The organism is Sphaerisporangium sp. NPDC004334, from assembly GCF_053602655.1.
The window spans coordinates 188,061-201,390 of record NZ_JBSGDZ010000016.1 but is presented as its reverse complement, the minus strand read 5'-3'; the positions used below and the strand labels follow the sequence as shown (position 1 = coordinate 201,390).

12 protein-coding genes are annotated in these 13,330 nt (G+C 71.8%); 5 read left to right on the top strand and 7 right to left on the bottom strand.

Translation table 11 applies throughout. The annotated features are described in order from the left end of the window. Nucleotides 1-78 precede the first annotated feature (78 nt). The 3 genes from ACWEN6_RS22475 to ACWEN6_RS22465 form a co-directional block, all read right to left on the bottom strand. On the bottom strand, nucleotides 79-1,434 hold the full coding sequence (locus ACWEN6_RS22475) for an NAD(P)/FAD-dependent oxidoreductase (protein WP_452572470.1): 1,356 nt from the start codon (nucleotides 1,432-1,434) through the stop codon (nucleotides 79-81). A 42-nt stretch (nucleotides 1,435-1,476) separates the two neighbouring features. Continuing rightward, complete coding sequence (locus tag ACWEN6_RS22470; protein WP_452572468.1) at nucleotides 1,477-1,929, bottom strand: ATP-binding protein; 453 nt, start codon at nucleotides 1,927-1,929, stop codon at nucleotides 1,477-1,479. Between the two features lie 158 nt (nucleotides 1,930-2,087). Beyond that, nucleotides 2,088-2,870: a SigB/SigF/SigG family RNA polymerase sigma factor gene (locus tag ACWEN6_RS22465; RefSeq protein ID WP_354846367.1), complete on the bottom strand. Its 783-nt coding sequence runs from the start codon at nucleotides 2,868-2,870 to the stop codon at nucleotides 2,088-2,090. Between the two features lie 224 nt (nucleotides 2,871-3,094). Here ACWEN6_RS22465 and ACWEN6_RS22460 point away from each other — a divergent pair, with 224 nt between their 5' ends. Further along, a complete protein-coding gene (locus ACWEN6_RS22460) occupies nucleotides 3,095-3,463 on the top strand; it encodes an STAS domain-containing protein (protein WP_354846364.1) in 369 nt (122 codons plus the stop codon). Nucleotides 3,464-3,534: 71 nt separating this feature from the next. On the opposite strand, the gene ACWEN6_RS22455 is transcribed toward ACWEN6_RS22460, so the two are convergent. After that, complete coding sequence (locus ACWEN6_RS22455) at nucleotides 3,535-4,248, bottom strand: ANTAR domain-containing response regulator (protein ID WP_452572466.1); 714 nt, start codon at nucleotides 4,246-4,248, stop codon at nucleotides 3,535-3,537. 146 nt (nucleotides 4,249-4,394) lie between these two features. Here ACWEN6_RS22455 and ACWEN6_RS22450 point away from each other — a divergent pair, with 146 nt between their 5' ends. Both ACWEN6_RS22450 and ACWEN6_RS22445 read left to right on the top strand, forming a co-directional pair. Continuing rightward, entirely contained in the window at nucleotides 4,395-6,293 is a 1,899-nt protein-coding gene (locus ACWEN6_RS22450; RefSeq protein ID WP_452572464.1) for a SpoIIE family protein phosphatase, read from the top strand. A 207-nt stretch (nucleotides 6,294-6,500) separates the two neighbouring features. Continuing rightward, entirely contained in the window at nucleotides 6,501-7,676 is a 1,176-nt protein-coding gene (locus ACWEN6_RS22445; RefSeq protein ID WP_452572462.1) for a glycosyltransferase, read from the top strand. Nucleotides 7,677-7,761: 85 nt separating this feature from the next. Here ACWEN6_RS22445 and ACWEN6_RS22440 read toward each other — a convergent pair whose 3' ends face one another. Together ACWEN6_RS22440 and sthA are read right to left on the bottom strand one after the other, a co-directional pair. Next, a complete protein-coding gene (locus tag ACWEN6_RS22440; protein WP_354846354.1) occupies nucleotides 7,762-8,214 on the bottom strand; it encodes a hypothetical protein in 453 nt (150 codons plus the stop codon). Nucleotides 8,215-8,629: 415 nt separating this feature from the next. Beyond that, a complete protein-coding gene (gene sthA / locus ACWEN6_RS22435) occupies nucleotides 8,630-10,033 on the bottom strand; it encodes a Si-specific NAD(P)(+) transhydrogenase (protein ID WP_452572460.1) in 1,404 nt (467 codons plus the stop codon). 110 nt (nucleotides 10,034-10,143) lie between these two features. Here sthA and ACWEN6_RS22430 point away from each other — a divergent pair, with 110 nt between their 5' ends. Further along, the gene (locus tag ACWEN6_RS22430) at nucleotides 10,144-11,262 is read left to right on the top strand and encodes a family 16 glycosylhydrolase (RefSeq protein WP_452572458.1); all 1,119 of its coding nucleotides are present in this window, start codon (nucleotides 10,144-10,146) and stop codon (nucleotides 11,260-11,262) included. On the opposite strand, the gene ACWEN6_RS22425 is transcribed toward ACWEN6_RS22430, so the two are convergent. Continuing rightward, complete coding sequence (locus ACWEN6_RS22425) at nucleotides 11,247-12,314, bottom strand: PucR family transcriptional regulator (protein WP_452572456.1); 1,068 nt, start codon at nucleotides 12,312-12,314, stop codon at nucleotides 11,247-11,249. The two genes, ACWEN6_RS22430 and ACWEN6_RS22425, sit on opposite strands and share 16 nt — an antisense overlap. Before the next feature lie 94 nt (nucleotides 12,315-12,408). Between ACWEN6_RS22425 and ACWEN6_RS22420 the strand changes: the two genes are divergently transcribed. After that, a complete protein-coding gene (locus tag ACWEN6_RS22420; protein ID WP_452572454.1) occupies nucleotides 12,409-13,326 on the top strand; it encodes a proline dehydrogenase family protein in 918 nt (305 codons plus the stop codon). The last annotated feature ends 4 nt before the right edge of the window (nucleotides 13,327-13,330 follow it).

Below are 13,330 nucleotides of genomic sequence, written 5' to 3'. Positions count from 1 at the left end.
GGAACCTCGCCCCCTCCCCCAGAGCACTCCTTGCGTGCCGTACGGCTCGCCCTCCTCCCCGCGGCGCGTCGCCGCGGGTCACTCGCGGGCGCCGGAGGCGGCCGGGGAGCGGGCGGGGACGGGGCGGTCGGCGGTGCGGGCGGCCAGTTCGAACTCCTGGCGGGGGTCCTGCATGGCGCCGAGGGAGACGATCTCGCGGGCGAACAGCAGGCTGAGGGTCCAGTCCATCAGGATGCGGGCCTTCTTGTTCACCGTCGGGATCTTGCTCAGGTGGTAGGTCCGGTGCAGGAACCAGGCGGGGAAGCCGCGCATACGGTGCCCGTAGACGTTGGCGACGCCCTGGTACATGCCGAGGCTGGCGACCGATCCGGCGCTGCGGTGCCGGTACGGGCGGCGCGGCTCGCCCCGCAGGGTGGCGATCAGGTTGTCGGCGAGCCGGACGGCCTGGCGGGTGGCGTGCTGGGCGTTGGGCGGGGTGGTCCGCCCGGGCCGGGTGAGGTCGGGGACGGCGGCGCAGTCACCGGCGGCGAAGGCGAACCGGGTGCCGTCGACGAGCAGTCCCGCGTCGACCTTGACCCGGCCGCGCTCGTCGAGGGGCAGGTCGGAGGCGGCGGTGAGCGGACTGGGTTTGACGCCGGCCGTCCAGACCAGGGTGTCGGCGTCGAAGGCGTCGCCGTCGCTGAGCATGATGTGGCGGTCCACCGCGGACTCCAGCCGGGTGCCGGTGCGCACCTCGATGCCGCGCATGCGCAGCTGGGAGACGGTCCACTCCCCCATCTCGACGCCGATCTCCGGGAGGATCTTCCCGGTCGCCTCGACGAGGATCCACCGCATGTCCGAAGGGTTGAGGTGGGCGAAGTAGCGGCAGGCGTCGGCGGCCATGTCCTCCAGTTCGGCCAGGGCCTCGACGCCGGCGTAGCCGCCGCCGACGAACACGAACGTCAGGGCGCGCCTGCGCACGCGCTCGTCGGTGGTGGAGTCGGCCAGGTCGAGCTGGGCGAGGACGTGGTTGCGCAGGTGGATGGCCTCTTCGAGGGTCTTGAAGCCGATGCCCCACTCGGCGAGCCCGGGGATGGGCAGCGTGCGGGAGACCGATCCGGGGGCGAACACCAGGTAGTCGTACTCGAGCACGCGTTCCGGCCCTTCGTGGGGGTGGAAGCGGGCGGTGCGCGAGGCCAGTTCGACCCGGCTGATCCTGCCGCTGAGGATCTGGCACCGGGGCAGCACCCGGCGCAGGAAGACGACGACGTGCCGGGGTTCGACGCTCCCCGCGGCGGCCTCGGCGAGGAACGGCTGGTAGGTCATGTAGGAGTCGAGGTCGGCCACGGTGACGCGGGCCTCGCCGCGGTGGAGCCGCTTCTCCAGGCGGCGGGCGGCGAGCATGCCGACGGCACCGCCGCCCACGACCAGCACGTTCGGAATTCGCAGGGTCATAGCCGGGGACGTACCCCGGGCCCCCAAGAACTACATGGGGATTTACGGCAGTTTGAAGCGCATTATCAGTTCTGTGCCGTTTTGCCCGGTTCGCAGGACGAGCTCCTTGGTGAGCCGCCGGGCGACCCACAGGCCCATGCCGCTGGTGGAGTAGTCGTGCGGGGCGATCATTCCGGGCGGTTCGTCGGGGACCCAGTGCCCGTCGTCGTGCACGCCGACGAGCAGGTCTCCGCCGTCGCACCACACCCGCATCCGCGCCTTGGCCGCCCCGTGGGTGACGGCGTTGGTCGCCACCTCGTTGACGGCCACCAGGTAGTCGCCGATGGAGTCGTGGCGCATCCCCAGGCGGCGCGCCTGAAGGGCGGCGAAGTCCCGCACCTCGGGCAGGTCTCCGACACTGAAGGTCAGTTCCTTGACCACCACGCCGGACGGGAGCGGCATCGGGCCGCCCCCGTCCGAGAGGAAGCGGGGAGGAGGGACTTCGTCCTCGTTCACCCGATAACCGCCTCCAGAAGCGATCAGCTATGGAAAGGTCACCCTGCTCGGGGCCGATTACATCGACGAAGATACCCCGGGATATCGGCCCGTAAGGGAAGTGCCCCCTCCACGCGACTACTGTTCCGCCCTTCAGTGCCCCAGGAAGGGCCGCTTAATCAGCCCGCGGCCACCAGTTGCGAGCGGAGCTGGTCGAGCACCTTGCGCAGGATGCGCGAGACGTGCATCTGCGAGATGCCGAACTCCGCCGCGATCTCCGCCTGGGTCATGTTGCCGTAGTAGCGCAGCAGGAGGATGTTGCGCTCGCGCTCGGGGAGCTGGTCGATCAGAGGCTTGATGGCCTCGCGGTCGACCAGCGTCGCCAGCTCGTCGTCCTCGTCGGGGATGAGGTCGCCGAGCGCGGCCGCGTCGTCGTCGGCGCCCATCGGGGCGTCCAGCGACAGGGTGCTGTAGGCGGCGGAGGCGTCCATCGTGAGGAGCATGTCCTCCTCGGAGATGCCCATCCTCTTGGCCAGCTCGGCGACGGTGGGGAACCGGCCGAGCTCCTGGGTGAAGTCGGCGACCAGGCGGTTGAGCTCCGAGCGCCGCTCCTGGTACAGGCGCGGCACGCGTACGGCCCAGGTGCGGTCGCGGAAGTGGCGCTTCACTTCGCCGGTCATGGTCACCATGGCATAGCCTCTGAAGCTATGTCCGAGCTCGGCGTCGAATCCGTTGATCGCCTTCATGAGGCCGACGTACGCGGCCTGGAGCAGGTCCTCCATGGGCTCGCCCCTGTGGAGGTAGCGCCGCGAGATCTCGCGGGCCATCGGGAGGTGCATCTCCACGATCATCTCTCGCAGCCGCGCCTGCCGGTCGTGCGTCGTGCCCGGCTCGTGCAGCTCGCGCAGCAGGTCCTCGGCGGTGACGTCGGTCTGGGAGAAAGTGTGGTTCTCGGCAGCCATTGCTGCTCCCTCGTATGCCTTGCAAGCGAGGCGGAACCGACAATGCCCATGCAGAGCCGACATCGCCTCGCGTACTACTGTCGAGACGAGGCCCTCTGCTGGACCTCGGCTCCAGTATTCCCCAAAAATCAAGAGTATTGCTACCCCCCAGGCAACAGTAATGTTGCGATTGACCCCCGATGGGGTTGGCGCCATGCGCCAGGGAAGCGGCTTGGAGGCGCGTGGTGACCGTTCCAGACAGGGCGAACTCCGCTCTGACCCTTACGTCCGAGCTCACGGACGATGTGCCGGTGGTGCGGGTCAGCGGCATCCTCGACGCGACGACGCGCGACCGGTTCACCGACCGGCTGGCGCAGATCGCCGACGACCATGGCCCCGACCTGGTGCTCGACCTGGCCGGCGTGACCTTCATGGACTCCCGGGCGCTCGGGCTGATCGTCCATCACTGGCAGCGCACCATGGCGGCGAAGGGACACTTCGCCCTGGTGGGGGTGCAATATTCCAACTCCAAGGTGATGTGGGTGACCGGCCTGGCGCAGCGGCTGCCGCTGTACGACACCACCGAGGAGGCGCTCGCCGCGTTCAAGGAGTGACCGATCGCCCCGCTTCGAGCACATATATGGCGCTAAAGTGCCTCGAAGCATGAGAAGTCACAAGAACGCGGTCAGGACGGCAGGGCGCCGCCATGCTTGCTCTGGTGCTCGCTGACCAGCAGGCGGGCCAGGTCGGCCACCTTCACCTGGTGGTGCTGCGAGAGCCGGCGCAGCTCGTCGAAGGCCGCCTCGGCCGAGCAGCCGCTCGCGTGCATGATGATGCCCTTGGCCTGGTCGATGACCGCGCGCCCCGCGAGCGCCTCCTGCATCTGGGCGGCGTCGGTGAGCACCTCGTCGTAGTCCGACACGTTGGCCAAGGCCACGGTGAGCTGCTCGGTGAGCAGGGCGGCCAGCGGGTCGGCCGAGCCGCCGGCCAGGGCCCCCGGCCGCGTGGCGTACAGGCCGAGCACCAGCGTCGCGCCGTCCACCGAGATGGGCAACACCAACGACGAGCGCACCCCGTGCTTGACGGCCGTCGCGGCGTACCGTGGCCAGCGGGTCTCCTGCAGCACGTCGGGGATCAGGACGTTCCTGCCCGTCGTCACCGCCTCGACCGACGGCCCCTCCCGCAGGGCGCTCTCGCGGTCGACCAGGGCGATGAGGTCGCTGTGCGAGGCCGACAGCATCAGGCGCTCGTCGCGCCGCAACTCCACGGTGCCGCCCGCGCACCCCGGCACCCCGACGGCCACGGCCCTGGTCACGCCGCTGAGGACGCTCTCCATGGAGGTGCCCTCGTTGACACGGCCAAGGGCCGCGAGGTCCCGGGCGAGGGCCGGACTGAACATGCGCATCGTCTCCATACAGGCCTTCCGCTTCCCCTCAGAGCCAGGTTAATTCCCGCCGGGAGGTGCTCATCGATGACGGGCGTCTCCTTGACGTACGGTCTAGCAGGGGGACCCCACGCTCCCCGCCGCCATCCGAAGGACGCAACTTGACCGACCCCACTGATCTTCCCGCACTGGAGCAGGCGCTGAGCGGCCTGACGGCCCGCATCTCCTCGCTCCGGGACGCCCGCTCGGCCTACCCCGGCGACCCCGGCCCGACCCTGGACGCCGCGCTGGTCGAACTGGACACGGCCCGCGACCTGCTGCGGGCCTCGATCGGCGAGCTGGGCAAGACCAGGCGCAGGTCGGGTGGCAAAGAGAGCAGCTCCAACCGCGAGCTGAAGCTCCTGCGGACGGTCTACCGCACCCTTCCCGTCCCGGTGATCATCCTGGACACGACGGGTACGGTGCGGCGGGTGAACGCCGAGGCGTCCCGCCTGCTGGGCAGCCCGGACGGCTACCTGACCGGCCGGGCCTTCCCGCTGCTGGTGGACGTCTCGCGCCGGGCGGCGTTCCGCTCCCATCTGACCTCGGTGCTGCACACCGGCGAGACGGCGGCCTTCCCGACCCGGCTGGCCCACCAGGGACGCGCGCACAACGTGCGGCTGGTCCTGACCCAGCTGCGCATGCCCGGCGAGCCGCAGGAGATGATCGCCGCGGTGGCGCTGCCGGTCGAGGTGCGCGCGCCCGAGGCCGGCCAGGTCGCGCCGGAGCCGGAGCAGTCGCCCGAGGAGTCCTTCATCATGGCCGCCGCGCGCCGCCAGGAGCTGATGTCGCGGCTCACCCGCCTGCTACTGGACGAGGAGAGCCTCAGCGAGCCGGTCGCGCTCATCCGCGCCGGCCGGCTGCTCGCCTCGCACACCGCCGACTGGATCTTCGCCGACGTCGTGCGCGAGGGCGCGCCGCAGCGCTCCCTGGTCATCGGGCCGGCCAACCAGCCCGTCGCCCGTCTGGTGCAGACGCTGGAGCGCATGGACCCCTCGGGGGCGGCGCTGGTCGCGCACGTGCTGGCGAGCGGTGGCGGCGTGGTGCACGAGATGGTCGAGGACGACACCCTGTTCGGCGCGCTGCCGGACGGCTCCTCCGTCCTGCACGCCACCCGGGCGGGTTCGGTGCTGAGCGTCCCCATCCTGGCCGGAGAGGAGGTGCACGGCGTCATCACGCTGCTGCGGATGCGCGAGCGGCCGCCGTTCGGCCTGGCCGACCTGGCGCTCATGGAGGACGCCGGCGCGCACATCGGGCTGGCGTTGCGGGCCCAGCGCGTCTTCCAGGGCAGCGCGCAGGCGGCCGACACCCTGCAGACCGGCGTGCTGCCGCGCACGCTGCCCGACGTCCCCGGCTACGACGTGGCCGCGACGTACCACACCGGCGCGGGGCCGAGGGCGATCGGCGGGGAGTTCTACGACGTGTTCCCGGTCAAGGACGGCTGGGGCTTCGCCGTCGGCGGCGTCGTCGGGCAGGGCGAGGAGGCCGCGTCGGTCACCGCGATGGTGCGCGGCGGGCTCCGCACGCTCAGCGTGTGGGAGGACGACCCGGGGACGGTGGTCGCCCGGCTGAACGACGCCCTGGTGGCGCAGGACACCGGCATGTTCGTCATGGTCGCCGCCGGGTTCGTCACCCCGGGCAGGCGCGGCGGGCGGGTCAGGCTCGCCTCCGCCGGCAACCATCCGCCCGCGGTCCTGAAGAACGACGGCGGGGTGCGCTACACCTCCGGGGGCGGCATGCCGCTCGGCATCGAGACCGGCGTGGCCGTCCCGGTCGAGGAGGTCGCGCTGGCCCTGGGCGAGACGCTGGTGCTGTACTCCGACGGGCTGGCCGGCTCGCGGGGCAGGTCGGGTCAGTCGGAGCTGGCCTACGGCGAGAGCCGGCTCACCGAGGTGCTCGCGCGTTGCACGGGCCAGCCGGGGGCGGCGGTGGTCAAGGCCGTCGAGGAGGACCAGCGGGCCTTCTGCGGCGGTCAGATCCTCGACGAGGCGACCATCCTGGCCATGCGCCGCACGCGCTGACCTGCGCCGACGCCGTCCGTACGTACGGGGACGTTTCTCCTGCAACCAGGGTAACAAGGTTTTTCTAAGATTTTTTGCCCTGAGGGGTTTGTCGAGTTCCAGACGCCGGTAAGCTTAGACACAGATTCCGTGCCTAAGACGCAGGCACAACTCAGTACGCCATTCGGGTCCTGTGATGCGACCCGGCATCCCTGAGGTGTGCCTCCTGTGAACATCGCCATCGTCTCCGTGCACGTGCTTCCCGCCGACATCCCGGCCATCGCCCGCGAACTCAGCAGTTCCCACCGCGTCACGATTTACACCCGCCGCAACGCCCCCGACCGCAAGCCGCGGGTGAAGGTGGCCACCGGTGTGACGATCGAGTACATCGACGCGGGCCCCGCGCAGGCGCTGCCGGAGAGCGACCTCATGCCGCACATCGCGGAGTTCAGCGAAGAACTGCGGCGGCGCTGGACCAAGGAGAGCCCGGAGGTGGTCCACGCCCACTCCTGGACCGGCGGCCTGGCCGCGGTGGCCGCGGCCGACGGCATGGACATCCCGATCGTGCAGACCTTTCACCAGCTCGGCTCCTCGCGCATCCGTCCCGGCGGCGGCGGGCAGGCCGCGCGGGTGCGGCTGGAGCGCGCGATCGGCCGCCGCGCCGACGCGGTCATCGCCTCCTGCGGGAGTGAGGGCGAGGAGCTCATCCGGCTCGGCGTGCCGCGCAAGAACATCGCGGTCGTCCCGCACGGCGTCGACACCGAGCGGTTCCGCCGCCAGGGCCCGTCCCTGTCACGTGGCGAGCGCCCCCGCCTCGTCCACGTCGGCCACATCACCCAGGGCGGCGGCGCCCACACCGCGATCCGGGCCCTCGACGGCATCCCGGGCGCCGAACTGCTGATCGCGGGCGGACCGATCGCCGGGGCCCCCGACACCGAGACCGACCTCGAGCGGCTGCGCCTGCTGGCCAAGGAGGTCGGAGTCGAGGACCGCGTGACCCTGCTCGGGCACGTGCCGCACAACTCGGTCGCCAAGCTGATGCGCAGCGCCGACATCGTGCTGTCGCTGCCGGTCGCCGTCCCCAACGGCAAAGTGGCCCTGGAGGCCATGGCCTGCGGCGTCCCGGTCGTCGCCTCGGCCGTCGGCGCCCACCTGGACTCGGTGGTGGACGGGGTGACCGGCCTGCTGGTGCGCCCGAACGACCCCGCCCCGATCGCTCGCCGCACCCGCCTGCTGCTGAGCGACCTGACCCGGCGCACCGCCCTCGGGTTCGCCGGCGCCGACCGCGCCGGCTCGCGCTACTCGATGGAGCGCATCAGCCGCGAGCTGGTGCGGGTGTACGACACCGTCACCGGTGTCGCGCTGCCCGCCGAGGCCGACGCCGAAGAGGCCGAGGCCGCCTGAGCCGGCTCCCTCCACACTCCTCGAGCCCGCGCCACCGGTGGTGGCGCGGGCTCGTCGGTTCTCTCAGGACGCGGGGACAGAACGGTCAGCTGTACGTCACCGACTGCGGGCTGCAGGTGGTGAGCCACGGACCGGGGTACACGGGGGCGGCATAGCACCCCCAGGTGGCGGTCACGGTGGTCGTGCCCGCGGGGATGCTGACGGAGCCGACCGACCCCGCGTAGTCGCCGTACTGGTGTCCGCTGCTGCACGTCGCGGGGACGCTCGCCGCGGAGGTGCTGCCGGCGGGCAGAGTCACGGTGTACTGCCACGCGTGTGTGGCCGGGATCGCCGTCATGGAGCTGTAGGGCAGCGCCGTGATCGTGGGATACCAGTCTCTGGTGTCCCCGTAGTAGTCGTTGTTGAGGCAGTCCACCGTGGCCTGCAGAACGATGCCGTCGGCGGCGGCGGGCGGCGACGCCACCACGCCCAACGCGCCTATCGCCACCAGCGTCGAGCCGAGCGCCAGCACCCGCCGGACCGGATTCCCAGCAATCATGGACGTCCCTTCATGTAGCGCCGACTTCGAGCAAAGCGAATTCAGCACCTTCCCGGACCGGCGGTCAACGCCCGCGGGTTTCGTCCGGGCTCAAACGCCGGTGCGGGGCGGGACGTATCGACGGCGCGCTCCGCCGGCGGCCCGCTCCGCGATCGCGGAGCCCGCGGCCCGCGGGAGACCGCGCGCCCGGCGACGAGCCGGAATCCGCACCCGCGACCGGCAGGCGCGCCCCGGGCCGGGAACGACCCTCCGGCCGGCCGTGCGGTCCACGGTCCGCTGAAACATTCACTGTTCGAAAGCGACCGGTTCGCGCGGAGGGACGAAAGCCCGTGCCACCTCCCTCGGCACGGGCTTTCGCCGTTCCACCCCGGGCGGGGCGGAACGGCCTTCGGCGCGGGGTCTCGGCCGGCGGATCTCAGTCGGCGAAGCGGGCCATCCTGCGGATCTTGTTCATGGCGTCGAGGGCGGCGACCTTGTAGGACTCGGCGAGGGTCGGATAGTTGAAGACCGCGTCCACCAGGTAGTCCACCGTGCCGCCGCAGCCCATGACGGCCTGCCCGATGTGGAGCAGCTCGGTCGCGCCGGTGCCGAAGACGTGCACCCCGAGCAGGGCGTGGTCGTCGGGCGAGACCAACAGCTTGAGCATGCCGTAGGTGTCGCCGATGATCTGCCCGCGGGCCAGCTCCCGGTAACGAGAGATCCCGACCTCGAAGGGCACCAGGGCCTTGGTGAGCTCGTCCTCGGTCCGGCCGATGTAGCTGATCTCAGGGATGGTGTAGATGCCGATCGGCTGCAGGTCCGACATGCCCTTCAGCGGCTCGCCGCAGGCGTGGTGGGCGGCGATGCGCCCCTGCTCCATCGAGGTGGCCGCGAGCGAGGGGAAGCCGATGACGTCGCCGACCGCGTAGATGTGCGGCGCGGTCGTGCGGTAGTCCTGGTCGACCGCGATGCGGCCACGGGCGTCGGCCGTGAGCCCGGCGGCCTCCAGGTTCAGCGCCTCGGTGACGCCGTGCCGGCCGGCCGAGTACATGACGGTGTCCCCGGGGATCTTCTTGCCGCTCTCCAGGACGGTGACGCAGCCGCGCGCCCGCCGTTCGACGGCGGCCACCGTCTCGCCGAACCGGAAGGTGACCGCGAGGTCGCGCAGGTGGTACTTCAGCGCCTCGACCACCTCCAGGTCGCAGAACTCCAGCATGCGCTCGCGCCGCTCGACCACGGTGACCTTGGTGCCGAGGGCGGCGAACATCGAGGCGTACTCGATGCCGATCACCCCGGCGCCGACGACGACCATCGAGTCGGGCACCTTGTCGAGCTGGATCATGCCGTCGGAGTCGATGATCGTGCGGTCGTCGAACTCCACGCTGTCCGGGCGGGCGGGCCGGGTGCCGGTCGCGATGATGATGTTGTCGGCCGTGATCTTGGTGCCCCTGCCGTGCTCGTCGGCCACCTCGACCGTGTGCGGGTCGAGGAAGCGGCCCGAGCCGAGCAGCAGAGTCACGCGGTTGCGCGACAGCTGGCTCCTGATGACGTCGATCTCGCGCCCCACCACGTGGGCGGTGCGCATGGTCAGGTCGGCCACCGTGACGTCTTCCTTCAGACGGTAACTCTGGCCGTACATCTCTCGTTGGTTGAGGCCGGTCAGGTACAGAACGGCTTCGCGCATGGTCTTGGAGGGGATCGTGCCGGTGTTGATGCACACGCCGCCGATCATGCTGCGCCGCTCGACGATCGCGACGCGGCGTTCGAGCTTGGCGGCCGCGATGGCCGCCTTCTGGCCGCCGGGTCCGGAACCCAGGACAAGTACCTCGTAGTCGGACACAACGCCAAGTGTGCGGCTAACGACCAGATTGGTGAAGCGGTGCGTCCGACCGGGAACGCCAAATCGCTATAACCCTGTGATCAGGGGACGATGCTTGCTTTCATGGGCGCATGTCGATTCGTAGCGCATACATGATCGTAGCGGCGACGACGTTGACCCTCTGTCCTGGCCCCGGCCAGGACGGCCCGCACGGGCGGCGCCCCGGCGACGGGCGTCCGCCCGTCCACGCCGGCGCGTCCCCCTCGGCCGGCGACCGGAGCTTCCCTCCGCACGCCGGCCCGGTGACCAGCCGGGTGCCGCGCGCCGCCTCCCCGGGCGGCTCCTCAGGGGCTCCCTTGGCCGCGCCCGGCTACCCGCCTCCCCCGGTCTACGACCACCGGTACGGGCCGCGCGGCGGCCCGTCGTACCGGCCGCCGGGCACTCCCTCCTCCCGGCCGCCGGGCCCGGGCGCTCCCTTGGACGTGCCGCCGGGCACGTCCCCGGGGGCACGGCCGGGCGGGCCGCCGACCGCCTCCAGCACCGTGCCGCCCCCGGTGGCCACGAGCGCGGCGCCCACGGCGGGGCAGCGCGCCACGTCCGGCACCGACCCCCGGTGGGGCGCCCCGGTGCTGGTGGAGAACTTCGACGGCACCCAGATCGACCGCGGCACCTGGGAGGTGTACCACTCCCCCGACGCCAAGGTGAACCCGCGCACGGCGCAGGCGACCAGCGTCGGCGGCGGCATGCTGCGGATGACCGGCGGCTTCTACGGCGGCAAGGACCTGTCCGGCGGCGTCGCCTCCCACCTGTCGCAGACCTACGGCCGGTGGGAGGTGCGTTTCCGCGGCGAGGCGGGCGCCGGGTACTCGCTGGTCGCGCTGCTGTGGCCGAGCAGCGAGCGCGGCGAGTACGCCGAGATCGACTTCGCCGAGGTGATCGACCCGACCCGGCGCACCGGCGGCATCTACGTCCACCGCGGCGAGGCCCCGCAGGCGCAGAGCCAGATGCGGGCCGACTTCACCCAGTGGCACACCGTGGCCGTCGACCGGCTGCCCGGCCGGCTGACGTTCTGGCTGGACGGCAGGCAGGTGTGGGACTACACCGGGCCGCGCGTGCCCGAGGCCCAGCCGATGCACCTGACCCTGCAGAACGACGTGGTGTGCAACCAGTGGTCGCCGTGCAGGAACGCCTCGACGCCGCGCACGGTGTCGATGTTCGTCGACTGGGTCAAGATCTACCGCGCGCCCTGACGGTCGCCGGCGAGCAGCTCGGCGGCCTTGAGCCCCAGATGCAGGACCAGGCGGTTCTCGCCGTCGTCGAGGTCCAGCCCGGTGACGCGCTCGGCCTTGGCCAGCCGGTAGTACAGCGTCTGCCGGTGCACGCCGAGCCGGGCGGCGGTCTCCCGCGCCCGGCCGCCCTGGTCCAGGTAGGCGCCGACGGTGGCGGCGAGCTCGCCGGACAGGGCGGCGGCCTCGGCCGCCAGGTCGGCCAGCTCGGCCGGCGACAGCCGCACCAGCAGGCGGTGCACCCCCAGATCGGCCCAGACGGCGACCGGGGCCAGGCGCGGCACCCGCTGGGCCGCGCGCAGCGCCAGGGTCGCCTCCCGCCAGCTCCGCCACGCCTCGCCGGGGTCCTCGCGCGGGCCGCCGACGCCGGCGGCCGTGCCGTACATGCCCTGGACGCGGGCGGCGACGGCGGCCGCCTGCTCGGCGGGCGCCAGCAGGGCGGTGAGCGGGTCGCCGGCGTCGGCGAGCACGCCGCGCGGGAGCGTCCACAGCGGCGCGACGACGCCTGAGGCGGTGCGGACGGCGACCGCCGCCACCGGACCGGACAGGTCCAGCGGGACCGCGGCGCGCACCTCCGGGTCGGCCGAAAGCAGGTCGCGCAGGCGCACCCCGAGGTCCTGGCGGCTGCGGGCCTCCTGGGCGAGCGCGGCGGCGGCCCGGGCGACCAGCGGCGCGACGGCGTCCAGGCGCTGGTCGGTGAGCGCGCCGGCGTCCAGCAGCCACAGGTATCCATAGGTGACCCCGCGGTGGCGCAGGGGGACGCACACGCGGGCCAGCACGCCGAGGCCGCGGTCGGCGGGGATGCGGACCGGCCCGGCGGCGGTGGCGATGCCGTAGCCCTCGAAGTAGGCGCGCACCTCGTCGGAGGCGCGGCGGCGCAGGATGGACTCGCGCCGGACGGCGTCGATGTCGCCGCTCTGGGCCGCGTAGGCGAGCAACTGGAAGGCCCGGTCCTCCAGCGTCGCCGAGGCGTCCAGAATGCGCGCGATGTCGTCCACGATTTCCTGCAGATCCACCCGCCCATTGTCATACATCTGTATGAAGCGGGTAGACGAGGCCCGTGGCGGATGTCCATAGAAGCCGCTCACCTGCGCATTTATGGTGGTGAACATGCTCGGTTCCGTACTTCTGGCGGTCTCGCGGAGCCCGCTCGCGCGTCGCGCCGTCTCCGGTTTCCCGGTCACCCGGCTCGTGGTCGACCGGTTCGTGGCGGGTGAGGACGCGGGGTCCGCGCTCGCGGCCGTCCAGCGCCTCACCGACGCCCGCCTGACGGTCACCCTCGACCACCTCGGCGAGGAGACCAAGGACGCGCGGGCCGCCGCCGAGACGGTCAAGGCCTACGTCTCGATGCTCGACGCGCTGCGCCCGATCGGTCTCGGCACGCGGGCCGAGGTCTCGGTCAAGCTGTCCGCCGTCGGGCAGATGCTCGACCGCGGCATGGCGCTCGACCACGCCCGGGAGATCTGCGCCGCCGCGCGGGACGCCGGGACCACCGTCACGCTGGACATGGAGGACCACACCACGGTCGACTCCACGCTGTCCATCCTGCGGGAGCTGCGCGAGGATTTCCCGGCGACCGGCGTCGCCGTCCAGGCCTACCTGTTCCGCAGCGAGGGCGACCTGCGCGACCTGTCCCGCGAGGGCTCGCGGGTGCGGCTGGTCAAGGGCGCCTACGCCGAGCCGGCGTCGGTGGCCCACCAGAACAAGGCCGACGTGGACAAGGCGTACGTGCGGTGCCTGCGCATCCTCATGGAGGGGAAGGGGTACCCCATGGTGGCCACGCACGACGACCGGCTGATCTCCATCACCGAGCTGCTGGCCGACCGCGCCGGACGCGGCCGGGACTCCTTCGAGTACCAGATGCTCTACGGCATCCGGACCGACAAGCAGGAGGCGCTGGCCCGCGCCGGCTCCACGGTCCGCGTGTACGTCCCCTACGGCGACGACTGGTACGGCTACTTCATGCGCCGCCTGGCCGAGCGCCCCGCCAACGTCGCCTTCTTCCTGCGTTCACTCCGCTCCAAGTGAGGTC